Origin of the sequence: Methylacidiphilum caldifontis (assembly GCF_017310505.1) — a bacterium.
GTDB lineage: Bacteria > Verrucomicrobiota > Verrucomicrobiia > Methylacidiphilales > Methylacidiphilaceae > Methylacidiphilum > Methylacidiphilum caldifontis.
On the sequence record NZ_CP065957.1, the window covers coordinates 2,068,139 to 2,092,738 of the forward strand.

The following is a 24,600-nucleotide window of genomic DNA, read 5'->3' on the forward strand; positions in this document are numbered from 1 at the left end:
CCTATTGAATGAGGTCATGGGACTCAGGAGGAATTGGAGATTTATACTTGTAGGAATAATAGTAAGAGGAATGGCTCAGTGGATCAGCCCGGTTTAAAACAATTCCTAATACTCGAGAATTAATTCTAGAAAAAGCTTCTATATTATTTTGGACTTCTTTTCGATCATCTTTCCCATCTTCTATGACATAAAGAACTCCTTCCGATTGCATACTGACAATTGTGGCATCTGGCATTCCCCGCATTGGTGGAGTATCAATAAGGATATAAGCAAAATATTCTCTAAGATAACGGCATAACTGGGCAAAAGATTCAGCTCCCAGAAGGTCGGCCGGATGTATCGCAGCTCTTCCTCCTACTATTGCCCAGACATTGGGTAGGGAAGTGGACTGTACAGCTTCTTCTACCTGTGCTTGCCCTGTAAGGATTTCAGAAAGCCCTGGTCTAGGTCGTAATCCCAGCGTTTTATGCATTGCTGGCCTTCTTAAATCCGCATCAATGATTAATACCGTTCCCTGTTGGCCAAGAACGGTTGCCAAGTTAACCGTTGTGCCGCTTTTCCCTTCACTTTCAAGGGTACTGGTAATGGTAATAACCTGTGGACGTCGTCCTGGAATAGTGTAGTGAAGAAGAGTTCGTATGCTTCGAAAACCATTGCTGATTTCTGATTCGGGTAAGGTATAGCTCATGAGAGCATATGGAATGTCTCCCTCGTATACAAGGGGTTGCATTTTTTTTAGTTTTTCAATATCAGGAATGACGCCAAGGACAGGAATTTTTAGAACTTTTTCAATGTCTTCTTTGCCCCGAAACCGATTGTCTAACATGGCTAGGCCTAAAGCTAAACTAATTCCTCCAACAGAACCCCCAACTAGGCCTAATAAAAGATTCAGCGCCTTTTTGGGTTTTACTGGTTTTTGAGGAACACGGGAAGTTTCTACCACCTCTATGTTCCCTGAGTTTAAGGCTGAGGTGATATCCGTTTCTTTTAGTCTTTTTAAAAGACCCATATACATCTGTTGGTTTGCGTCCGCTTCACGTTTAAGCATGGCATACTTAGCAAGAAGAGTGTTTTCATCTCTAAGTTTAACAAGAGTTCTTTTCCATTCCTCTTCCAAGGATTCGAAATTTTTTTTAGCTGCTTCATATTCCGCTTCGAGTTTTTCTACGACTGCTTGCTTTTCATCCGTAAGCTGTTGGCTTAAACCTTCAATACCGGCTTTAAGTCTAACCATTTTGGGGTAATCATCTTTATATATCTCTTCTAGTTCACGGTATTTCGCTTGTTCTTTAAGAAGATTTTTTTTCAGATCCATGGTGTATTGGTTATCAGGAATAGTGACACTTTTCCCCGAATCAAGGCCGTTCTTTGCCCGTTCATAAAAAACTTGTTTTTTGATCATTTCAAATCTTGCCTTGGAAAGAGCCTCTCCCACCTGAGCCAACTCTTTTTCAGTAGGAGAACTGTTTATCCCAGGAAGCTTAACGATACCTGTTTTTTCCATGAAACGAGCAAGCTTGGATTCAGATTCAGTCACCTTTTTTTTGATTAGTTCGATCTGCTCTGCAAGAAATTGCCTTGCATGCCGATTGGCTTCGAGTTTTCTATCCAGTCCAAAAGTAATAAAAGATTCGGCATAAGCATTGGCAACCTGCATCGCTCCGAAACTGTTGGGACTGTCATAACAGATTCGGATAAGCCTTGTTCCACGTACAGGTAAAACATGAAGGTTATTTTGAACGACTTCAGAAAGATTTTCAGAAGATATAGAGATGGTTTTCTTTTGTTTTAAACCAATCCAGTCTAAATGTTCTTCAAGATCTAGTCTTTCAATGACCCGTTGAGCCAAGGACCGGCTTTTAATAATTTCGCACTGGGTTTTAAAAAAGGTTTCCCAATCAAAAAGGCCTGGTTCATCATTGCTCACTTGTTTATAAGGAACAACTTCAGACTTCGTAGAATTGATTTTAACGACTGATTCTCCCTGGTAGATAGGCCTTTGGGTAAAAGTAAAAAGAATAACAGCAAATAAGAAAACAAGAAAAAAAAGCAAAGCTTGTTTTCTAAATCTGTAAATATCCCAAAGTTTTTCTTTTATCCAATCCAGGTCTGAAGACTCATAGGGAGAAAGCAAAACTTCGGTGGGCTGAACATTTTTGCCATCGACCGCTAGATCGTCTTGCGGTCTTTTTTGTAATTCTTCAGACATAAATCCTCAGTAAGGAATGGGCAAAAAAAGCCTGGAAAATATCGTATCTCTAATCCCCACAAGGACCGCCATAGGACCATTCGTTCCTACAACTACAACATCCTCTTTTTGAAGGGGATAATCATTATAATCTCTTTTTTTACGGCTTAAATCAATCAAAATGACTTTTTTTTGTCCGTTAGGTAACTTTCTATAAATTTTAACCTTAGACATGTTCGCTTTATCGTTAGGCCCTCCCGCTTCAATAATCGCCTGGTAAGCGGTTAATGTTCCACCCTTAAGAGGAACTCCTTTGGGATTCTTTACTTCGCCTCCCACATAGACGGCACCAGCAGGAGGAACTTGGATGACATCTCCAGGGATAAGAAGAAAATTACTCCTTTCTGATTTTCCATCGATCATCTCTTTAAGATCGATTTCAACGATAAAAGGCCTGATTTGAGAAAGAATGCCTTCTTTTTGAGTCTTTTGTTTTATGTCTGGCTGAGTTTGGCTTTGGCTTACCGGATTGGAATTTTCTTCTTTAAGTTTCTTTTTATCTCCAGCTTGCGAAAGGATGGAATTGGCTTGTTTTTTCTTAGGTGAGCGGATAAGATAAATTGTTGTCGAAGCATCTTCTCTTAATCCTCCAGCCATTCCAAGGGCATCAACAACCCGAAGCTGATTGGTCATTTCATATACCCCAGGTTTATTTACCGCTCCCATCACTGAAACCCTATGGCTTTTCATTTCTACCACCGAAACGGATACCTGAGGATCTTTAAGGTACTTTTCGCCAAGTTTAGTTTTAAGTAGTTCATGCAACTCTTCAGCCGTAAGCCCTTCGACTTGAAGCTGACCCAGTAAAGGCAAGAGGATAGTGCCAGCAGGGGTTATTCGAGTTTTGATATTAGAGAGCTCAGGTAAATCAGCCACATGGATCTCGATCAGATCCCCATCACCTAAAGGCACTCCACTTTCTTCAGGTGTCTGACTTGCCTGCATAAGAATGATTTCGTTGATCTTGCTATTCGCATCTTCTGGGGTTACAGGCAAGGCTACGGGAATGTCTTTTTGGGAATTCCCCCAAGCGATTCCTCCCAAAAAAAGAAAAAAGGAACCCACTAGGAGAATTCCTTTTTTCCAAAATCCTCTTTCGAAGAGGCCAAGCATCTTTTTATTTTAACTTTGTATTAGGGATGGAACGGTGTTACAGGAGTAACAGGTGCTCCAGGATGCGATGTGAAAGCACCACTTATTCCCGCAGCAGTAAAACCCACCACACCGGCAGCAAGTGTTCCTAAAATGATCGCAGCCGCTCTTCTTCTTTTTCTTTTATCATTATTATCATCAGGAGGATCGTCGTAAACAAAAAGCCCTTTGTCCGCATACCCCATGTATTTGCCATGCTTGTCAAAAAGAGGCTTAGCTCCTTGGGGTAGCTTTGGTACCTTGCTCAGTGAAACCTGATTTATAGGATGCGAAAGAGGAGGAACAATTCCTGGAGCAGAAACAAAGCCTCCATTTTTAGTCATATAACCCACACAATGCCCATCAGCCCCATAAAGTGGAACCGCACCCGAAGGAAGTTCTGAACTTCCTTCGGCGACAATTTCATCTGAAGATGTTGGGATAATCTCCAATGAATTAGCTCCTAGAACAACAGGATTGCCAGAGTTGGCTAAAAATTCTTTTTTGTTTGCGAGGTCTTCAACCCTAACTTCTCCTTTTTTCATCGAGACGGAAATGATATCTGAAGAAGTCACTAAAATAGACCCATCATTAATTGCTTGATCTGTAGAAAGGAATCTTGAAGTAGGGGCTTCAAAACTAACATTACTGCCCTCGTTAAGATGAAACTTTACTTCCCCTCCTTCAATTTTCACGACATAACCCGTCTGGTTTTTTGTGATCATCATCGAACCATATGGACCAAGTTGAACCCAATTTCTTCCCGGAAAAAGAACTCGGATTACTCCCGCCTCAGTCGTAATTTTTGCTCCATTGGCTAAAGGAAACTTTCCCCCAGAAAGAGGAATATCCAGGTGGTTCTGAGTTATTGTTCCGGTTCCTTGAACCATCCCGATTGATTGAGTAGCAAGAGTTTCGGCCCAAACTCTTGTTATGGAGAAGGGAAAAATGGCTGGTCCCATTAAGGGCATCCCCACAATTATTCCTGAAACTATTAATCTATAAACAGGACTTCTTAAGATTTTATGGGTGTTTCTTTTCATGATTTCTTCGCTCTGATTGATTATTTTTTTTACAATGCATACTCCTACATTTCCCTTTTCTACCAATAAGTTAAAATTTAAACACCGTTGTTAATTTTTTAGTTGATTCCATGAAAATGACAAGAAAAAAAATATTATTTTTAAGAAAATCTTTAATACAAATGAATCTTTCTAAAGAAATTCATTTTCCTTCTCCCCGAAACACTACAGGAATCGTTTTGAAGATGATTTTTAAGTCAAGCCATGGAGTCCATTCTTCAATATATTTGCAATCAAGCTCAATGGCTTTTTCAAAATTCGGATCATTGCGTGCTTCTACAGCCCAAAGGCTGGTTAATCCTGGTTTAACATCCAACCTTTTATAGTAATTTAAAGAATATTTTTCATAATTTTCGACTTCATCGGGCGTTGGAGGCCTAGGCCCCACCAAGCTCATCTGACCAATTAATACATTGAAAAGCTGAGGAAGTTCATCGATACTATACTTTCTTAAAAACCTTCCTAAAGGAGTTATCCTTGGATCATTAGTGATCTTAAACATAGGACCAATCCTTTCATTGAGATGGCTCAGCGCTTCCTTTTTTTTATCTGCATCCACTGTCATGGTTCTGAATTTGATACAAGAAAATCTTCTTCCCTTTCTTCCCACCCTTGTTGAACAATAGAAGATAGGTCCCCCATCCTGTAATTTAATGATCGCTCCAATTAAGAGAAAAAAGGGGCTTAATAAAAGCAATCCAGTAGCAGAAACAAGGATATCTATAAGTCTTTTTTGGAAAAGATAAAATAAAGGAATCGATTGATCGCAAAGGGGAACTAAAGGCATTTCACCAAAAAATTCCATTTTTTCCCAATAGGGATTGAGCGTTTCAGAAAGAGAAGGTAAAAATAGCTTGACTCTTTTTTTTCTTTTGATCGCTTCTATAACGATTGATTCCATCTGTTTTAAGGAAAGTGGCTCAGTAATAATAATCTCATCAATCCAGTAGCGATCCAGAATTTCAGGTAGCTTTTCAATACTTTTCTCTTTATTTTCTTCACTACCTGGAGATATCTTCCCCCAGACAGCTATGCCTAAAAACGGGTTGGACTCAAAATAACTTTCGAGTTTATTAGCATATTTTCCCGTTCCAATGATTATGGCTCGAATCCAAGAATTGCCTGTTTTAAGATCTCCCGAGTAGATTGTTCTCAAAATAAAACGCCAACCAGGAAGAGAAATAATACTAAAGAGCCAAAGCCCTAATAAAAGTTTTCTAGAAATAAAAATCTGGCCCGCAAAGAGTACGACAACCAAGAACGCAACGGATTGAGTCAAAGCCCAAAAAATTTTTTTTGTTTCTTCAGCCGGGCTTAAAGTCTTCCGAAGATCATAGATGCCTTTTTGATGAAGCATCAGAAAGGAAGTAAAGATAAAAAGAAGAAAAATTGCTGTATGCCGGTGGCTGAGTAAGGGAAGGAGATTTTTAGGCCAATAAAGTGTACTGTATCTAGCCCAATACACGATAGCCGATCCAGAGAGAAGAAAAAGAAAATCAAAAAAAATGGCTACTTTTCCCTTCCAAGGCCACAGGGAATTGTCCTGTTTGATTTGAGAAAATTTAATATTGCTCACCATGACCATTTCTAACGAATCCCATATTCAGGACTGAAATCAGAAAAAACAAAGAGCGCCCTATTCCACCCACTTTTATCCCCAATATGGATGTTTGAAAAGGAAAGGGAAAATCAAGAACAGTATCTCTACTTTGAGAGGTATTCTAAAAAATGGTGTTAAAACGAATAAAAGCTACCGCCATTACCCTATATTCTTTTATGAAAAAAAATAGGGTAGATCCATTTTTTGATGAAATTGATTTTTAGCCTTTTTGTTTCTCTTTAGAGATGGAAAGGATTATTAATGGAATCTTCATAAAAAGTAAAGAAAAATTTCTTTATGAAATTTTTTTTAATTTAATGGCAAAATGTTTTAGAAACAAAAAGGCAAAAATAAAATTTTCGAGGTTGGTGATTAATGAAAAGCTAAATACACTAACCGAAAAAATCAAATGTTATGATCGAACAGTTATTGATCTCTTTATCAAAGATTTCACAAAAAAGTTTCTTAGGAAAGCTTATAAGATTTTTCTTGGGCTTCCTTCCAAAGCGTAGTGTTGTGCGTATCAGAGTTGGGATTAACAAAGGAATGCGATGGACTGTGGGTTCTGGTCTTGGAATTGTTGGTGCTTGTTTAGGAACAAGAGAAATAGAAGCGCAGTTAGCTTTGACTAGGCATATAAAAGAAGGAATGACCATTTTTGATATTGGAGCGCATCGTGGATTTTATACACTTGGCCTTGCTCGGCTTGTGGGTAAACTGGAAAAGTTTATGCCTTCGAGCCTTAACCCAATAATGTTCTATTTCTGCTTAAGCATCTAAAACTCAATAACATTACTAATACAACAGTTTTTGCAACGGCCGTCGCTAATCATGTAAGTTTTGATAATTTTGCCATAGACTTCAAGAGCGGGTACGTTGGGAAGCTATCACCAAATGAGTCTCTATTTAAGGCGACAGTGGTATCTCTTGACTGGATGGTTTTTGAGAATATTATCCCTATTCCAGATTTTATTAAAATCGATGTTGAAGGCTCTGAATCAAAAGTCCTTTTAGGTTCAAAGCATATATTAGAACAAAAAAGAACTCTTTTTCTCATTGAATTGCATAGTGTTGAACAAAAACAGCGGTGCAAAGACATTCTCAATACATTTGGCTATCGATATTTTTCTTTAGATGACAAAGAGAATCATCTCGTGGCTCATCCATAGAAAAATTGAAAGAAAGAAAATACGATAATTTTTATTTATTTAATGCATTTTTTGAATGATTTATTGAGAATACAATAATAAAATCCTATTTCCAACTTTCAACCACGATTTGCCTTGATTTTTGATAGGGATATTTCTGGATCAACTCTTTGATTGGGAGTTTTTCATCTCCTTCACGCATAAAATGCAAAAGAACAACTGAAGCCCAGTAATCATTTTCATACTCGGTTCCTGCAAGCTGAACGGGCACTCCTTTCCCATTAACCGTATGGCATGCGGCACAACTGACTGGCCCTGCATAGCGGCCATCGGGTGAATATTGGAGAGCTTGCTTATGCGATGTCAGATCTACTGTTTTTTCTTCTCCTTCAGCCCTGACTGGATAAAGTCCATGAATCGATTCATGGCAAGACTGGCAAGCGATTTTACCATGGGCTTTAGAAAACCGATAGAGCGAGTATTTCCGAGGCTGATCTATAGGAAAATATTTACCGCCTGTACTTTCTACAAATGGCGCGGCATGACAGCTAGCACATTTCGGTTCAGCTGGCGCTAGCCACCAATCGCTTCCACCCGAAGCTTTTTCATAGGGAACGGGATCGCCTTCTTTAGCGTTCCATCCAAGAAGTTTTAAGTTGCCTTTACTGTCCTTTGTAGCCTTCACAAGAACGGCTCCTTTATGGTTATTATAGAACTCATAAAGGGGATTATTCCCATCTTTGACTCTTGGATCAGCCATATCTAAAAACCGTTGTGGATCTCCGTCGGCTAGTGTCTTCATTATCTGTTCTACACTCTTATTCCGCAACGTTTTACCTTCCTGGCTAACTCCATTATCTAAATCATCATACTTATAGAGTTCATTCGACAATTGGTTATGACAGTCCGTACAGGTTAGTCCCCTGATTTCAGAAATCGGCTTATCGTTTTCATCCCGCATACTTACATTTTCTAAGTACCACCGGCCTAGAGGATTTAAAAAGAATGGAGGGTGAACAGCAGGATTGGTGTGCGCGTCCCTTCTTAGGTAACAACCGCCTCCGGCAATTCGTTGATCAGCCTGGGCATATTTATTATTGCCATTGGAATCGATGATTTGATAAGGGTTGGTGTCGAAATTATTCATGTTGGGATTAGTCCAATGGGTAGGGTGACAGGCCTGGCAACTCACCGTTCTTCCCGCTTTGTCGTTCATATCAGAAAGAAAATTTGCATGGACCGCATGAATGGCTTCGGTCAGGGGTCTTCCCTTAACAGCTTTATAGCCAGAAGTTCCAGGTCTAGGTTCTTGAAGGTTGCCCGAGACATTATCCCCGTGACAGTCGGCACAGTTAACAGAACCAATAGAGCCGAGCCGGTTTGAGGAAGCATTGGGGTTATAGTCTTTTAAGAAAGTGGTTTTAAACATTTTGTCATGCAGTTCGAGAAGATTGATGGAGGAAGCTGAAAGCCTTGCCATGTAGTCCGATTCATCAGGATAATTCTTTTTCCAGTACTCATACTCTTTTTCAAAAAGAGTAAAACCGGCTTGTTTAGAAAGCTTAGCCGCCTTTCCCTCTCCGGAGTGGCACATGACACAATTAGGAATGTCCACTGGATTCGTTCCAAAAAATTCTATCTTTTTCCCTTCAACTATTAACGGTTTGCCTGAGTCGTTATGAAGCTCTACAACGGCATATTGATAAGGCTGAAAATCTTTATCGGTGATCGTTCGGATGGTTCCCTTTCTTACCGAGTCATTAAAGGCGGTGAGAGGAAGACCAAGAGCATCCCAGATATTGGAAGCGGTCAGTTTAATGGCTATGTTTTTAACTTCAGGAATCATCGAATCTGTAAAAACAATATTTCCACCATTATCGGGTGCATAATCGAGATAACCTCCCGCAAGAGGTTTTCCTGAGGGTCCCGCATCAATGGGTACCATGATATCTTTTCCGATATGAATCCTCTTTTTGATCGACCAGTCTTTGGGTAATGTTCCTTCCAAGTCTTTATAAATAAAAAGATGTTCCCAAACGTAATTAGCCATATTATCCCCAGGATCAGCCAGACTACCGTTTCCATTAACATCTTTTAACACGGACCAGTACCTCATCTTGTTGCCTTCCGAATAGCTGTTATCTTTGAGGTAGTAGTAGAGCTTGACTTTATCTTCTGGGGTCAAAAGTTTGGGGTTTTCTCCATTTGAACCGGATTCTACGGCTTGAGCCTGGATCGAGTTGTATGGAGGAATCACACAGCAATAGGATATATCGAAACCCACACAATGCATCCCAAGCTCGTAGTTGATAAAAATATTATAGGGATTTTTGGGCTGGTAGGCTTTGATTGTTTTTTGGGTAAGTTCTATTTTAACTTCCACAGGTTTGAGCTGATCCAGTCCAAAAGGGGGATTCGGATCATAATCCGCTGCATGAAGCGTTGACCAAAGAAACGAAAAACAAATAGCCGCTAGGACCGCTATACTTTTTTCTATTGCTTTCTTTTGAATCATAAGTTTTCCTAGAGGTAGCTTTGATAATGCTTTAAATGATATCACATATTATTTCATCTATGTCATGATATGATGAATTCTCATCAATTTTAAAGGAAAAAAATGATAATAGAGGGAGAGAATTTAGGGAAAAAAGAATAGGAAATATTCTGAGTATCTCTCAGACAATATAGCAGACGATAATTTTTTTGTTTTAGTCTGCTGAGAGAAATTTGTTTTTTCTAAAGAGAATTCAGGATTTCCATTGAGAATTTGTGCACTGATGGTAAATTATAGCCAAATCCTTTCAATCAAATCCAAAGTTTTTCTAATTGAGAGTTATAAAAAGCTTCTTCTTTATTTGGATAAGATTAATAGAAATAAGATCCCGTGGTTTTTTTAAAATAAGTTATTGATTATGTTTAAATTTAGGACCTCCTTGCCATAAGATACTTATGCCTCGTTCTCTAACACTTTTTTGGATGCGTTTAATAGCTGTGTAAAACGATTGGTGTTTTAATAACTCATTTCTTCGCCACAGATCATGGATAAAATCATTATATGAATGAATATTCTGTAAATATAATTTTAGTTTTCCTTCAAATCCATCTGTAACAAAAGATGAAACTTTATTTTTTAATTTAATTTTAAATGAATCCCACCAATTTGATATGGTCAATTGTGTTGTAGTTAATAATTTTTCATCCTTAAACATTCCTCTAATTAAATCACATGCTTGTTTCCAAGTTTTTACTTGAGGAACAGTATTGTTAGGTAAAATCTTATTAAAATAATCAAAATTTCTTCGTTTAATGATAATAGGTATTCCTCCAAATTCTAGTGCTTCATAAATTCTAAATGTTTCCAATACAACATTACCCATTGGACAAGGATGAAAGATAGAGTCAGTCATAATATCAAAATATGCCTTATAATCTAGCCGATCGTTATTATTAAAAATGATCTTATAATAATTAGGTGTTATAGATTTTAATGTATTAATCATTAATTCACGTTCAGGATTATGCTGGCCAACAAAACACCAAATATGTTTTTTTTGATTTATTGGCTTAAATACCAAGATGTTATGTTTAACTGTCCATCCAAGAGGTAGAGTAAAAATACCCTTGTTTTCAAATACGGAAGCCCAATAATTTCTTAACACAAAAGAAAAATATTTATATGTATCATATCCACCACAAAACCATTCATCAGATAAATGAAAAAGACCAATATTGTACTTATTAACCGATCTTCCTTATGATTTTGATCGATATTTAGGCAGACAAAGGACTTCGGGCCAATAATGTAGGACGTAATATGTGAATAAATGTGAATTATTTTTTTTGATTATTTTCTCATATTTTGACATACTGTAGGCATGTATTTACAGGAGGTGCGTACCTACCAGAAAGGCAAGATCTATCGGTCTTATCTCGTCAGGGAGTCCTACCGAGTGGGCCAACAGGTCAAGACAAGGATCCTGGCCAATCTAACTCGGATGCCCGAAGAAGTCCGGGATGCGGTCAGGGCAATCTTGCAGGGGAAGAAGCTTGTTCCCCTGGAGGAGTGGGAAGCCCCGGATGCTTTGGATTACGGGGGCCTGGCAGTCCTCGAGCAAGCTTGGCAACGATTCGGTTTGGATCAAGCTCTTGGCGGAGTCAAATCGGAACGAAAACGGAAGCTTTTGAAGGCGATGATCTACGGGCGGATTCTCTTTCCCTCATCCAAGCTTGCCCTGCGGGAGGAAGCCCGGGGGACACTCCTGGCCAAGGCTTGTGGGTTAGAGGAGGATGACCTGGAGGAGGAAGATCTCTACCAAGCGATGGATGGACTCGGGTGGCTTTGGAGCGGGATCGAGAAGAAGCTCTACGAGGAATCTCAACCGACTGGAGCAAGCCTGGTGCTCTATGATCTATCCAGTGTATATTTTGAAGGAGATGGTCCAGCTGGCTTGGCCTAATATGGCTACAGCAGGGATCATCGGCAGGATAGGCTGCAGGTTCTTCTTGCCGTCGCTACGGATAGTCGGGGGATTCCGATTCACGTGGAGGTGCTTCGAGGAAACCGGGCAGATAGCACGACCCTGACGGGGCTTTTGGTTACGCTGCGACGAAGGTTTGGGATCCAGGAAGCGACCCTTGTCTTCGACGGGGGAATGAAGAGCCGGTGGAACCTGGAGATACTGACAGGCCTGGAACTCAGGTACGTGACTCGGGCAACTCAGGCGAAGTTGCAGGAGATTGTCGGTAGCCTTCCCGAAGACCGCTAGCTTTGGCTTACGGATCGGACTCGGGTTCTGGAGATCGAGCACCAGGGAGTTCGCTATGTTATCGCCGGAGGGGAGTGGCGAGCACAACGGGATAGGGAGCGACGGGAAAGACGGATCGAGCAAGGAGAAGAGCTGCTGCGCCAAATAGCACGGTCAATACGGAAGGGAGTGGATCCGGTCAATCTTGGCAGCCGGGTCGGCCGGGCGCTCCAGAGAATCCAAGCGCATAAATACTTTCGGTACGGGGTTGACGCCAAAGGCCGGTTCTGGTGGAAGCTCGATTTGGAGCGGGTTAAGGAAGAAGAGGCGATCGATGGTTGGTATCTTTTGGAGACTAACCTCCCCTCGACAAAAGCTTCGGATCAGCAAGTCCTCACGCACTACAAGAGGCTTGCAGAGGTTGAGTCAGCCTTTTGCGAGCTCAAAAGTTACCTGGAAATCCGTCCAGTCTATCACTGGCGACCGGACCGGGTTCGTAACCATATAAGGCTCTGCTTCTTGGCCTTCTGGATTAGCGCCCGGCTCGGAACCGAATGGGTAGCGAAGGGTTTTACCGAAGAAGTTCCCAAAGTGCTCCGCCGCTTGCAATCAATCCGCTTGGTCCAACTCTCTAGCAAGGGAAAGCCTGTGACCTGGCTTTTATCCAAGATTCCTTCAGAGCTCAACGCATTGCTTCAAAAACTCGACCTACTACCGCTTTTTGCTCATCCGCCCAAGTGGGTTATGTAGGCAGAATAAAAATGTTATCTCGTTCTGCTGCAACAACTTATATTTTAGAGTTTCGGAAGTTCAGTTAATTTCCAATAAAATGTTTTTATCAATGTTTTGTAATGGAATTGTATTTGAACTTAAAACAAGAATAGTGTTATCATTAAGCAGCGGTAAGGTGTCTTTGAAATCATTTAGATATATTTCATTGATATTGTGATCACTTAATAAAAATTTAATCCAATTAATTTCGGCAAGATCTTTTCTTGTAAATACAAGAGTAATTTCCATTTTAAAAGGATAAATAAATTCAAATACCGAAAGCTATCCAATTTATTATGAAAAGCATAATATTCGGATGATATCAATAAAAATTATTATCACATTGATAATTAAAATATTACAAACATATAAAAATATTTCTTTTAGATTAGATGAACATAAAATCGTGTAGCCAATTTTTTATATTTAAAAAAGTTGTTTTAATGATCGCAATAGAAATAGAAAAAAATCGATCTATTCAAAAAAATAATCTTTTATTGACACTGGCATCTTACAAAGTATGGGACTAAGTCCCAAACCAACCTTTGGTTTTTTTAACAATTTCTACAACCGAAAGCATGACAGGGACTTCAATGAGCACGCCGACGACGGTTGCAAGAGCCGCTCCGGAATCCAACCCATAAAGACTGATGGCTGTGGCTACAGCCAGCTCAAAGAAATTGCTAGCTCCAATGAGGGCCGAAGGACCGGCTGCGCAGTGAGCTACCTTAAACTTGAGACTTAGCGCATAAGCTATAGCTGAATTGAAATAGACTTGGATAACAATAGGAATAGCCAAAAGCAAAATGACCCAAGGATCCTGGAGAATAATTTTTCCCTGGAACCCAAAGAGTAGAACAAGGGTTGCAAGGAGGGCGATAAGAGTTGGAGTATGAAGAAAATGCAATACACTTTCAAGTTTTTCGTTGCCCCCTTCCTTCAGGATTTTTGTTCTTAGTCCTTGACCGATGAGAAGGGGAATGACGATATAAAAGAGAACGGAAAGAAGTAGAGTCCCCCAGGGAACATGAAGAGAGGACACCCCGAGAAGTATCCCCACAATCGGGGCAAAAGCAAAAACCATGATGGTGTCGTTAAGGGCTACTTGGCAAAGGGTAAAATAGGGGTCTCCCAGGCAAAGATGACTCCATACAAAGACCATCGCTGTGCAGGGGGCTGCTGCGAGCAAGATCAGTCCTGCCACATAAGAGTCGATCTGGTCGGCTGGAAGATAGTCTCGGAAAATATTTTTTATGAAAAGCCAGCCAAAGAAAGCCATTGAAAAAGGTTTAATGGCCCAGTTAACGATGAGGGTAATGAGCATTCCTTTTGTATGGGTTTTGACCTGGTGAAGTGCTCCAAAATCGATCTTCATGAGCATGGGAATAATCATGAGCCAAACAAAAAACCCTACCACCAGGTTTACCTTCATGAGCTCTAGGCTTCCCAGCAACCTGAAAACCGAAGGGTACATTTTCCCTAGGACAATTCCTGCCCCGATACACAATGCAACCCAAAGGGTAAGGTATTTTTCGAAAAACCCAATCGCATTTTTTTGCTCGGATCGCTCTTGAGATTGAACTTTCATGAAAACAATATTACCATATTACTAAAATAATAGAAATAAAAATTTAATTTTTTTTGAATCCTAGATTTTATTTTTATGAAAAGGATTGAATTGAATATTACAATAATTCTAATATAATAAAAATATTAAGATCATTTTTTCATGGACAACTCTACAGCTTTATCCATATTGAATGCGTTAGCTCACCAGACGCGTATCGAGATTTTCAAGTTGCTCATTAAAGCGGGTCCAAAGGGCTGTTGTCCAGGTGAACTTGCTGAAAAGCTTGGAGTTCCTTTGACAACCCTTTCTTTTCATCTTCACCATTTGAAAAATTCAACCCTTCTAAAAGCCACCCAAAAAGGAAGGCAAATTATCTATTGTGCCGATTTTGGCAAGATTGCTGAACTCATTGGCTTTTTACTTGAAGATTGCTGTGGGAAAGATTTGCAGTCATTGATCCCTTTTTTCTGCAAGGCGACCGAAGAAAAAGAAATTTCTAAGTTAAAGACACTGAACCCATGATTACACCTATAAAAGTCCTCTTTTTATGCACGGGCAACTCCGCTAGGTCGATTATGGCTGAAGCAATGCTGCGCCATTATGGTAAAGACCGTTACCTTGCTTTCAGTGCTGGCAGCAGTCCCAAGGGAGAAGTTCATCCCCTGGCCTTGGAAACGTTAAAAGAGCATGGAATTTCTTGCGATGCACTTCGGAGCAAATCCTTGCAGGAAATTTTGTCATCAAACTGCCCGACAATAGATTATGTCATAACGGTTTGTTCGAATGCTGCAAAAGAAGCCTGTCCTTTATTTCCCAAAAAAGCTTTAGTTGAACATTGGGATCTAGCTGATCCAGCAGCTGTTGAAGGGCCGTTAAGCTTAAGAAAAGAAGCTTTTGAGAATACATTTAAAGAATTACACCAAAAAATTCATTCTTTTTTATTAAACTCCTAATCACTTTTTTTTCTTTTTTTTCAAAAAAGCCTTTTTTTAGCAGATCTCTGCAAAAAAGAATGTTTTACAATAAAAAGAGCTTTATAAACTCATACTGTGTTGAAATCAAAAGAGATCGGTCGAGCTTTAGAAAAGTTATTTCTTTTTATCCCGGCTTTATCCCGTCAGTTCATTATAAGCTCTCTCTTTTTTTCCTTTAGTATTTATATTCTTTACAGCACAAGTATTGCACAGAATATAAAAAAGAACGACTTATCTCCATACTTAGTACCTTCTCCCTGTGAATATCCCACCTGTTCAGGACGATGGATTCATGGCCAAGTTTATCCAAGAGAAAAATTTAGTTTGGATTCACAAAAAAACGAGCTTCAACCACTCTCTGCCATGCCCATCGAATGTCCTGAATGGATCGGGTGGGTTGAGGGAAGGCATGCAGGGGTAGGGGCAGGCATCGATTATGTTCGAGACAAACTGGTAGTGGTGGAAAAGAAAAAGAACAATCCCAAAAGATGGGTGTTTAAAAGCTCTTATTCATTTATAGACGGCTGGCTTTTCTGCCAGGTTGAAGGCATACGAGCCAGGGCGGTTGCCCTTCGGTCAAGAAGTTTTAGTAGGCAATTCCTTATCGAAGTTTTCGACCTGGATAGCGGACAAAAAGTAAGAGTCGAAAACAAATTGCAAGCGAGTTTCGGACGAACCCCATGGGAACAGCTTTTGCGGGACGATGTGGATTTTCTGCCCTATTCCTTTTATCCGACTCAGTCTGACAAAGAAAAAGACAATCCTGTAATCGTATCCGCCCAGTACCATCCCGAAAAAAAAACAACTCATATTATGTTTGTTTTGAAAAGTGGTAAAAAGGTTGAAATGGAAAACCCTGGAATTTGCTGGGATTTCAAGGTTGCCCGGAATGGGACTGTAGGTTGGATCAAGGATTTGGAAGCAAAAAGGAAATGGTCATACCTTGAATTTTATAAAGAGGGAGAGATATTTTTACGAATCTTCGGGAAATATCCTCAAATTCAAAACTGGTATTTTGAAAGGGGAGGAGAAGGAGCTGTCTTTTCTTCGTTTGTAGAATCAAAACCAGTTGTTTACGAACGTTATGATTTAACGGTTGGTCAAAGGATCGATTACGACGAAACTTCAGAAGACAAGTGGCTTGAGCTTAAACCTTGGAGCAAACCCCTTGAATCGGAAGGAAAAACAACTTTTTGGACCACCCGGGTCGAATTCATTGCTGGGAAGGATAGTGATAAAGCAACTCAACAGGGATCTCCTTCGGCTCAACAACGATAATCCCTGCATCACTGGGAATAGACGACAAGTAATCGGAAAGCCGCTTATCGAGGTAAACCTCGTGATGGGTGGAAGAAGCATGTAAGAACCGAAGAATACCCTTTGGGTCTCTATAAGCGATACCGACATGAGAAGTATAGGAATGGGGGTCATGGGTAGTAATAGCGATGATATCTCCGTTTGAAATTTTGGGTTCAATAGCTCGGACGCGATTTTTTGGGATGTGATAGACATTAAGTTGAGATACCCTTTTTTCTATCCGAGCCATTGCCGGTAGCAAGGAAGGATTGTTGCGCAGGTAGCGGTATTGGTGCCAGCCGGCAGTCATTTCCTTGACCTCCCTATGGATGGGTACGCCGTGGAGACTTCTGGTTTTGTCGACGAGCAGGCCTCTTTTCTGGTTATCGACAAAAAGTTCTTCTAAGAAGTGTATACGGGAAAGGTAACTGCCCGTACACTCTCCGTTCCTGTATCGCTCGATTTCTATAAGCTTGAGCAAAGTTTGAGGAGTCCAGAGTTTTTCATCGTAATGAAGCATTCGGGCAAAAGCCAAGCTGATCTCATAGAAAGTCCAACAATCCATGGCATAGAAATTGACTGAAGGCGACTCTATCCGATCATCGATTTCAAGGGTATAATGACGGTAAGGAGTACCCACTAAAGAAAGTCCCACTTGCACGATCCTTTCACCTAAGGGAAGTGAAGCCCAATCTTTTTCTTTGGCAAGCTTGATTAACTGCTCGAATTTTTCTTTTCCGACGAATACTCTAGAAGGAGGAAGAAAAATATTTCCGTAGCTTTCTCTAAAGGCAAAAGTTAAAATCAAAAGAAGGAAAAAAACGGTTTTTTTCTGACTGACCCCCACAACTTACCCTAAAGTTTCTTTGCGATTTATCAACTGAAATGATTAAGATCCAGATTAGGAAATATATTGTCAGTGTATTCGCAATATTCGAGCAAGCTTTTGTTTATCTTTTTATGCATTATGCAAGAGCAAAGTTCGAAAAACCGATTGAGATGGCTGGTTATTCTTGATGTAGCATATTCCTTAGCCGTGGAGCGACTGATCAAAAAGGGCCAATCACTTGCCTGTGCCAACAGAAGTTCTCTTGCTGCTTGTTTAAGGCAACGAAGGACCGAGCCATCCGCTTTGCGATGTTTACGAATTAGACCTGTTAGAAGGTGTGCTGCCTCATGCAAGGGAGGATAGATAAAATCATTGGTTTCATTGAGCCACATTTTTGAATGCCCTCCCCATCCCCAGGAAGACGGAGAAGGCTGACATATCTGGTGTGTTGGGAAAAAAGAAAGGTATTCCGAGGGCGTTGTCAGGGCAAGGACTTCGCTTTGGCTGGCTTTCTTTAAAAGTTCTTTTAGAAAAAGGGGACCTTCGAACCACCAATGACCGAAAAGTTCACAGTCAAAGGGACAGAAGACGATGGGTTTAATGGATCGGGGTAAAAATTGAAGGGCCTTGATGATCTGTTTTTCTCTTTTATGAATAAAATCCTCGGCATGGATTTTAGCCTTTTCTTGGGCTTTTTTAGGTTCGTATAGTTCTTTGTGATCACTGTTGCCTGTTATCCGGTGGTATTTAATCGATGTAAATTTTCTTTGGCCGGAGGGAAGAATGTAAGGCTTGATATAGTTAAGCTCGGCATCGAATCCAAGATCACGGTAAAATTCGCGGTAATCGGGATCTCCGGGATACCCTTGCTCAGCACTCCATACTTCTTTACTCGAGAGGTTATCGCGACCGAATGCCGCAGGACCAGCTGGGGTATAAATGGGACAGAATAGTCCGAAACAGGGTCGAGGCCTGGACAAAAGAATACCGTTAGCTTCAAGGACGAACCATTTGATATCTGCTTCTTGCAGGATCATTTCAACTCCAGGATAGTAACCGCATTCAGGCAGCCACAAGCCTTTGGGGTAGGATTGGAAACAATCGATAAAACTCTCAAGGCCAACAAATATTTGGGCTTTAACAGCCTCCTTGGGATTTCTCAGAAGAGGTAAATAGCCATGAGTAGCGGTAGAGGTGATGAGTTCAAGAGTCTTTTGTTCTTGATGTTTTTTAAATTGCCCAAGAAGGTTTTTCTCATAACTTTGTGTGAAAGCCGTCCAGACCGCCTGAAATCTTTCCTTATAAAATTGAGCCAGTGAAAGTCGGATGGGATCAGCGCCATATCTGTCTATTTCTTTTGAACACAGCTCGAGCCGTTTCGATAAATAACGCTCGTAGCGCTGGAGCAGCAAGGGATCTTTCAACATGGTGCAGAGCGTTGGACTTAAAGAAAGGCTAAGTTTGAAAGCTACACCCGAAAGGAACAACTCATCAAAGACCCACAGCAAAGGGATATAGCTTTCTGTTAAAGCTTCAAAGAACCAATCTTCTTCCAAGCACTCCTCATGTTCGGGGTGACGGACAAAGGGAAGGTGAGCATGAAGAAGCAAAGCGAGGTATCCTAGAGGAGCTTTCATCCATGGGCTTTGTCTATCTGTATGAAAATGATTTCATGGAGTCAAGCTGAAGGATAGAATCAAGCTTCCGAATAAAAGCTAAAGAAATCTCTATTTAAAGGAGCCGAAAGTTAAAGAGAATGGCTAACAAGACTACAAAATAAAACAAGCTTTTTTGATTCCTTGGTTTCTAGACTTTTGGCTTCAATAGGAATTTCATGGTAACCTTCGGGAAAAGGCAGCTGCAGAACAAAGGACCCATCCTCATTCAGAGTGATTTCTTTGTCCTTCACATGCAATAGGGCCTTAGGCAAGGTTTTGCCTCGAAGGATCAGCTCAACTTCTATCTCAAGAGGAAAGTTTTTGTTGCAGGAGCTTTCTATCCCAGTTAACGGCAAGGGAGGAGATGAAAAAGCAAAAGAAGCTGGCCAGGATAGAGCAAAATCAAACAGTGCATTTTCTTCTTCGAAAAGAGATGCCCTTTCTAATTGAATGAAATCTTCCCGTTGAACAGGAAAAGAAAGTGAATGTGAACTGCCCCGACTTTGATCTTCAAAAGATAAGATATCTTCAACAACGGCTAAATAATCAATATAATCAAAAATATCCCCCTTTTCTTTACTGCTTTGTTCCCACTGGGGAAATTTTATCTCCGAGAGCAGATCTTGTGTTTGCTGTTCAGCAATGACAAAAGCTTCGGCAAGCATAGCTTTTTCTCTTTCTTTTTCTCCTGCAGAAGCAATGAGTTCTTGGAAAGGTTGACCAGGGGGTATAGTAGCAAATTTGATATCTTTTTTTTCAAAGAGGGAATCTGGAGGGGTAATGGCTTCAGAAGATCGAGCAACTAGATAAAACTTTTTATGCTGAAAGCTGTAAAATCCTATCTCGGCATGATAGGGAGTATTGGGTTTGGCTTCAGAATAATATTGTTTTTGGATTTTTGCTTCCAAAGGATATTCGGCTTCAACACTGGATCCATGTTTTACAAATCGCAGAACCCACTGTCTTTTATGAGCTTGGCTTTCTTCTTCTTGTTCAACAATCCAATAAGCATATAGAGAATAGGGATCGAGGGCAAAAAGATACACTAATGGCTTTTTTTTCCTTAGTGAGAGAAGGCTAGGAAACAATGAGGAGTCGGCTATCCAAGCTTTTGGGGAAGAGGTTTGAGCTGTTGGCTGCAAAGTTTTTGCTTGACCCTGATCAATGATTCTTCCTTCTTTAGCCTTTGAAACTTTGCTATGCTGGGAGTCGTGAGCCTTGGGTTTTTTATGAAAGATTTTGGATTTTTTTTCTGATTTTTTCGACATTTTGATGATTCCCGCTGTCTAATACTAACTAGAAAGACAAATTTAATTGCCCAACCAACACTTCATGGAAAACAAAATTACTGAAAGAAAAAATTTTTGGAACCTTTTTTTCATTAAAATAAAAAATTCTCAACTAAAACAGAACAATCTTTTAACGGGGAACAAATAGAGTTGCGGCAATGAATGCCTTGCGTAAATATAAAGGACTTTTTTTCTTTATCCTGTCCTTTTTGATGTTGAAAGCCGAACTGTTTGCTCCCTTGGTCTGGAGACCAGGGGAAGGTTGGGTTGACGAGAGTACAGGAACTGGGCTTTCGGCTTCCAGCTCCAGGGACCAACTGAATTTGGCAAAAAAATTTGAAGAAGACAAAGACTATGAAAATGCATTAAAAGCCTACCGTATCCTCATCAGGAAATGGCCTTATGCGGTTTTTGCTCCTGAAGCCCAATTCCGTATTGGCCAATGCCTGGAAAAGAAAGGAGATTTTCTTGGCGCTAACAAAGCTTACGACCGGATGATTCAAAAATATCCTTCATCAAGTTTTTTCGAACAAGCTTTGGAAAGGAAATTGGCCATTGGCAACCTGTACCTGGCGGGAGAACCCAAACGGCTGTTTAATATCCCCATGGGGTCTGGTCTTGATATTGCTGCCCAGATTTTTGAAAGTATAATTCGGGCTGCACCCTACGGTAAATTTGCTCCCCTTGCAGAGTTCCAGCTGGGTTTAACCCATATCAAAGAAAAAAAATATACTGATGCGATTTCTACCTTTAATCGGCTGCTTGATAAATATCCGAATCATTCACTGGCCGACGATGCTCAATATGAAATTGGTTATACATGGTATGTGGCTTCCCAGGCTTCGGAATATGATCAAAGTTCTACTGAAAAAGCCATTGAAGGCTTCGAGGATTATATAGTAAGATACCCCTCAGGAGATAAAGTGGAAGCGGCCAAAGCTCACATCGCTGAGCTTAAGGGAAAGACAACGTTAGGTAGTTTTCATATCGCCCAGTTCTATGAACGGGCTAAGAATTTTAAAGCGGCTTACATTTATTACAGTGACGTGATTAAACAAAACCCTACTTCAGAACAGGCTAAAATAGCCCAGCAAAAAATTGTTCAATTACATCCCCTGGTTGCCAAAGACTTAGGTTTGCCTTCGATCAGTTCCACTTCATCTCCTTCTGCAAATCCCTCTTCACCTACCAAAGAAAAAGGATCTCCCTGATGATTGATAAGAGATATAGAATCATCATTTTATTTGCTTTGCTTGCAGTCGGATCTTGGTTAGAAGGCTGTTCTGGAGGATACAGGCTTGGGAGTATTGGAGGTCCATCGATCCAGGGCATCAAGACAGTCTATGTGCCTACTGTAAGGAACAAAACGGTCATTCCTGGTCTTCAATCCATGGTCACCAATGAAATCATTCGAGCAATCGATAACGATGGCACTTTACAAAGTAGCCGCAACGTGGATGCAGATGCGGAGCTTGACGTGACCATTACGGATTTTAACCGAATCATTTTAAGGCCAGAAATCCTTGATCCTTTTAGCACAGCAGAATACAAACTGGTCATTACCGCATCGGTGACGTTGATTAATAGGAAACTGGGGAAAGCAACGATTAAAGGGGCCCAAGTCAGTGGCTCTTCCTATTATTTTACTCAGACGAATATGCCTGAAGCGCAAAGACAGGATCTACCCTTGGTAGCCGAGGATCTAGCGAACCGTATTGTTAACTTGTTGACCGAGGGTTGGTAGTTTTCAAAATGGTAAGCAATGAAAGCTGTTCGCATAGAAAAATTTGGTCTTGATGGATTATCACTTGTTGAAATGCCAGCTCCTTCTCAACCTAGGAAGGGAGAAATTATCGTAAAACTTAAAGCCATTTCTTTGAATTTTCGTGATCTCTTGATGATCAAAGGGCTTTATAATCCTGATCAACCTTTACCTCTCATTCCTTGTTCAGATGGTGCGGGGGAGGTGGTGGCTGTGGCAGAGGATGTGCAATCGGTCAAGGTCGGGGATAGGGTAGTTGGTACTTTTTTCCAAAACTGGAATGCTGGTCCTTATGAAAAAAGATATGGGAAAGCTGTGTTGGGAGGTCCCCTAGATGGCACGCTGGCTGAATATATCTGTTTAAAAGAAGAAGGAGTGGTTCCTATCCCCAGGCATTTAAGCTTTGAAGAAGCTTCAACACTACCTTGTGCAGCACTTACAGCGTGGAACGCAATCGTTGAGCAGGCTAAAGTAACCCCTGGACAAACGGTCGTTGTGCAAGGCAGTGGAGGGGTCAGTCTTTTTGCTTTACAGTTTGCTTTAGCTTGTGGGGCAGAGGTGATTTTTCTTTCAAGAAATGAAGAAAAAATAAAAAGAGCAAAGGAACTAGGGGCTAGGGAAGGTATAAATACATCGAGGTGCGAAAACTGGAGTCATGAACTAAAAGAACTTACCGAGGGCAGGGGAGCAGATGTTATTGTCAATGTGCTGGGAGCGGATTTGAATGAATGTGTCAAATCGGTAAGCTTTGGGGGATTGATCTGTGCAATAGGCATATTGAAGGGGGTTAGAACCGAAGTGGATGTTGTTTCAATCCTTATGAGACAAGTTAAAATCCAGGGGATTTATGTGGGTAACAGATTGATGTTTGAATCGATGAACAGGGCTATTGAAAAACTGAACATAAAACCGATCATTGGCCAGCACTTTTCTTTTGATCGTTACAGGGAAGCATTCTCGTTGTTGGAAAGTGGAAATCATTTTGGAAAGATTGTCATCAAAATGGCTGAATGACATCAGCTTTAGTTTCAAATTTGACGGTTGATTTTAACCGCAAAAAATCTCCCGTATTGAGTTGGCTTTAAGTTTAACCCAATAATTGCAGCCGCCCAATGATAAAGCGACTAGCCGATATTTGTACAAAGGGTTTATGGAAGCAGAAAAGAGAGCGGTGCATAGAGTCGAGTTGACCTTGGTTAATCTTGGACGGTCTATTGCTTAATCTTAAGCCGGGGGAAGGAAATAAAAAGGGCCGATTTGCAGTTGATTTTTTATTTTTTCGTAAAGTGTAGATTTAGCTTTTTCAACCGCCTGAGGAAGATCTAAACCTTGGGCTAGGAAAACGGCTGTTGCAGAAGCCAAGGAGCAACCTGTTCCATGGGGATTAGCATTAAGAATTCGGGGCAGTTCAAAATTGTAAGTTTTTCCCTTGTAATGAAGAACATCAATAGTGGTTTTACCCTGCAGATGTCCTCCTTTGATCAAGAATGAACTCTGATATTGCTCAGAAAGGTCTTGAGCAACGTGAAGGATATCATCTGGATTTTCGATCCTGAACCCGCTTAATATTTCAGCTTCTTCAAGGTTAGGAGTAACAACGGTCGCTAAAGGAAAAAGATTTTTAGCCAGTTCTTCTTCCATTCCAGGTTCAGCAAGGGAATCTCCATTACCTGCAGCTAAGACTGGGTCAACGACTATGGGAGCCTTAATTTTAAATTTCTGGATTAATTCGGCTATTTTTTGGGGAAGCTCTTTTTTGTAAAGCATACCGATTTTAATGGCGCTGATAGGAAAAAAATCGAGGATGGAATGGAATTGAGATTCGATAATGGATGAAGGAAGATGATAGAGGGCTTCGACTCGACCGGGATGTTCAGCAACAACGCAGGTGATTATAGTTGTCCCATAAGCTCCAAGACTTGTGACAGTCTTCAAGTCACCTTGGACCCCTGCTCCACAACTACAGTCAGAACCGCCTATAATAAGAATACCAATCATCTTGTGAATCTATGTAAAAAAGATAAAATGATCTAGAAGGAAAAACAAATAAACTTTCAGATGCCGCAGTTCCTAAAAAAAATTGATGATGTTAAAGTCATTATTGAACATTTAGAGTTCGAACGAACAAAAGATCCTTCTTCATATTACCTTTATGTGTGTTTTTATTATATTTCGATTGTTAATTTAAGTCCGCAGACCATTGTTCTTAAGGGTAGAAAATGGATTGTGACTAACGATTTGGGAGAAAAGATGGTGATTGAGGGGATGGGTATTGTAGGAGCTTACCCTAAATTACGATTAGGTGAGAAATTCCGCTACTCAAGCCACCACATTTTCTCCAGGCCGAGCGTGGCCGAAGGCGCTTATTTTGGAATAGATTCTGAAGGATTTCCCATCGTTGTGCCGATACCCAAGTTTTCACTTTTGATTCCTCAACAAATAGATTGAGAACCTCGTTTTCTGGTTTGAATTGTAAGGCACGACTTCGGCCTTCAAT

The 24,600-nt window shown here is 40.5% G+C and carries 20 protein-coding genes and 1 pseudogene; 10 read left to right on the forward strand and 11 right to left on the reverse strand.

Annotated elements, in window-relative coordinates:
• Position 1 precedes the first annotated feature (1 nt).
• The 4 genes from IT6_RS09560 to IT6_RS09575 all read right to left on the reverse strand — a co-directional run bounded on the left by IT6_RS09560 (position 2) and on the right by IT6_RS09575 (position 6,040).
• Positions 2-2,209, reverse strand: coding sequence for a GumC family protein (locus tag IT6_RS09560; RefSeq protein WP_206826341.1), 2,208 nt, complete (start codon positions 2,207-2,209; stop codon positions 2-4).
• Between the two features lie 6 nt (positions 2,210-2,215).
• Positions 2,216-3,361 carry an SLBB domain-containing protein gene (locus tag IT6_RS09565; protein ID WP_206826349.1) on the reverse strand — a complete coding sequence of 382 codons (1,146 nt, stop codon included), beginning with the start codon at positions 3,359-3,361 and terminating at the stop codon, positions 2,216-2,218.
• Positions 3,362-3,381: 20 nt separating this feature from the next.
• On the reverse strand, positions 3,382-4,422 hold the full coding sequence (locus IT6_RS09570; RefSeq protein ID WP_206826352.1) for a hypothetical protein: 1,041 nt from the start codon (positions 4,420-4,422) through the stop codon (positions 3,382-3,384).
• A 181-nt stretch (positions 4,423-4,603) separates the two neighbouring features.
• On the reverse strand, positions 4,604-6,040 hold the full coding sequence (locus IT6_RS09575) for a sugar transferase (protein ID WP_206826354.1): 1,437 nt from the start codon (positions 6,038-6,040) through the stop codon (positions 4,604-4,606).
• A gap of 537 nt (positions 6,041-6,577) precedes the next feature.
• Here IT6_RS09575 and IT6_RS09580 point away from each other — a divergent pair.
• Both IT6_RS09580 and IT6_RS09585 read left to right on the forward strand, forming a co-directional pair.
• Entirely contained in the window at positions 6,578-6,841 is a 264-nt protein-coding gene (locus IT6_RS09580) for a hypothetical protein (protein ID WP_206826356.1), read from the forward strand.
• An 11-nt stretch (positions 6,842-6,852) separates the two neighbouring features.
• Positions 6,853-7,230, forward strand: coding sequence for an FkbM family methyltransferase (locus tag IT6_RS09585; RefSeq protein ID WP_242524374.1), 378 nt, complete (start codon positions 6,853-6,855; stop codon positions 7,228-7,230).
• Positions 7,231-7,315: 85 nt separating this feature from the next.
• Here the strand turns inward: IT6_RS09585 and IT6_RS09590 are convergent, their stop codons facing one another.
• Together IT6_RS09590 and IT6_RS09595 are read right to left on the reverse strand one after the other, a co-directional pair.
• Complete coding sequence (locus IT6_RS09590; RefSeq protein WP_206826358.1) at positions 7,316-9,724, reverse strand: cytochrome c3 family protein; 2,409 nt, start codon at positions 9,722-9,724, stop codon at positions 7,316-7,318.
• A 388-nt stretch (positions 9,725-10,112) separates the two neighbouring features.
• On the reverse strand, positions 10,113-10,868 hold the full coding sequence (locus IT6_RS09595) for a glycosyltransferase family 47 protein (RefSeq protein WP_206826360.1): 756 nt from the start codon (positions 10,866-10,868) through the stop codon (positions 10,113-10,115).
• Between the two features lie 216 nt (positions 10,869-11,084).
• On the opposite strand from IT6_RS09595, the pseudogene IT6_RS10725 reads away from it, so the two are divergent.
• Positions 11,085-12,704, forward strand: a pseudogene (locus tag IT6_RS10725) (IS1634 family transposase).
• A gap of 547 nt (positions 12,705-13,251) precedes the next feature.
• On the opposite strand, the gene arsB reads toward IT6_RS10725, so the two are convergent.
• Positions 13,252-14,313 carry an ACR3 family arsenite efflux transporter gene (gene arsB / locus IT6_RS09615; RefSeq protein ID WP_206826379.1) on the reverse strand — a complete coding sequence of 354 codons (1,062 nt, stop codon included), beginning with the start codon at positions 14,311-14,313 and terminating at the stop codon, positions 13,252-13,254.
• Positions 14,314-14,454: 141 nt separating this feature from the next.
• Between arsB and IT6_RS09620 the strand changes: the two genes are divergently transcribed.
• From IT6_RS09620 to IT6_RS09630, 3 genes are all read left to right on the forward strand, one after another.
• Positions 14,455-14,817 carry an ArsR/SmtB family transcription factor gene (locus IT6_RS09620; RefSeq protein ID WP_206826381.1) on the forward strand — a complete coding sequence of 121 codons (363 nt, stop codon included), beginning with the start codon at positions 14,455-14,457 and terminating at the stop codon, positions 14,815-14,817.
• On the forward strand, positions 14,814-15,248 hold the full coding sequence (locus IT6_RS09625; protein WP_206826390.1) for an arsenate reductase ArsC: 435 nt from the start codon (positions 14,814-14,816) through the stop codon (positions 15,246-15,248). The genes IT6_RS09620 and IT6_RS09625 overlap by 4 nt, the downstream gene beginning before the upstream one ends.
• 96 nt (positions 15,249-15,344) lie before the next feature.
• Positions 15,345-16,547 (forward strand): hypothetical protein, encoded by a 1,203-nt coding sequence (locus tag IT6_RS09630; protein ID WP_206826391.1) that lies wholly within the window; start codon positions 15,345-15,347, stop codon positions 16,545-16,547.
• Here IT6_RS09630 and IT6_RS09635 read toward each other — a convergent pair.
• The 3 genes from IT6_RS09635 to IT6_RS09645 form a co-directional block, all read right to left on the reverse strand.
• Positions 16,483-17,412, reverse strand: coding sequence for an N-acetylmuramoyl-L-alanine amidase-like domain-containing protein (locus IT6_RS09635; protein WP_206826393.1), 930 nt, complete (start codon positions 17,410-17,412; stop codon positions 16,483-16,485). The genes IT6_RS09630 and IT6_RS09635 overlap by 65 nt on opposite strands.
• 29 nt (positions 17,413-17,441) lie before the next feature.
• Positions 17,442-19,031, reverse strand: coding sequence for a glycoside hydrolase family 57 protein (locus tag IT6_RS09640; protein ID WP_206826402.1), 1,590 nt, complete (start codon positions 19,029-19,031; stop codon positions 17,442-17,444).
• A gap of 110 nt (positions 19,032-19,141) precedes the next feature.
• A complete protein-coding gene (locus IT6_RS09645) occupies positions 19,142-20,320 on the reverse strand; it encodes a DUF4912 domain-containing protein (protein WP_206826404.1) in 1,179 nt (392 codons plus the stop codon).
• 179 nt (positions 20,321-20,499) lie between these two features.
• Between IT6_RS09645 and bamD the strand changes: the two genes are divergently transcribed.
• From bamD to IT6_RS09660, 3 genes are read left to right on the forward strand one after another with little or no spacing between them, the layout of a single operon-like run.
• Complete coding sequence (gene bamD / locus IT6_RS09650) at positions 20,500-21,552, forward strand: outer membrane protein assembly factor BamD (protein WP_206826406.1); 1,053 nt, start codon at positions 20,500-20,502, stop codon at positions 21,550-21,552.
• Positions 21,552-22,085 (forward strand): LptE family protein, encoded by a 534-nt coding sequence (locus IT6_RS09655; RefSeq protein WP_206826408.1) that lies wholly within the window; start codon positions 21,552-21,554, stop codon positions 22,083-22,085. Before bamD ends, IT6_RS09655 begins: the two co-directional genes overlap by 1 nt.
• A gap of 18 nt (positions 22,086-22,103) precedes the next feature.
• Positions 22,104-23,117, forward strand: a complete 1,014-nt coding sequence (locus tag IT6_RS09660) for a zinc-dependent alcohol dehydrogenase family protein (protein WP_206826410.1) — start codon at positions 22,104-22,106, stop codon at positions 23,115-23,117.
• Positions 23,118-23,327: 210 nt separating this feature from the next.
• Here IT6_RS09660 and thiD read toward each other — a convergent pair whose 3' ends face one another.
• The gene (gene thiD / locus IT6_RS09665; RefSeq protein ID WP_206826419.1) at positions 23,328-24,101 is read right to left on the reverse strand and encodes a bifunctional hydroxymethylpyrimidine kinase/phosphomethylpyrimidine kinase; all 774 of its coding nucleotides are present in this window, start codon (positions 24,099-24,101) and stop codon (positions 23,328-23,330) included.
• Positions 24,102-24,161: 60 nt separating this feature from the next.
• Between thiD and IT6_RS09670 the strand changes: the two genes are divergently transcribed.
• Entirely contained in the window at positions 24,162-24,551 is a 390-nt protein-coding gene (locus IT6_RS09670; protein WP_134440754.1) for an ApaG domain-containing protein, read from the forward strand.
• The last annotated feature ends 49 nt before the right edge of the window (positions 24,552-24,600 follow it).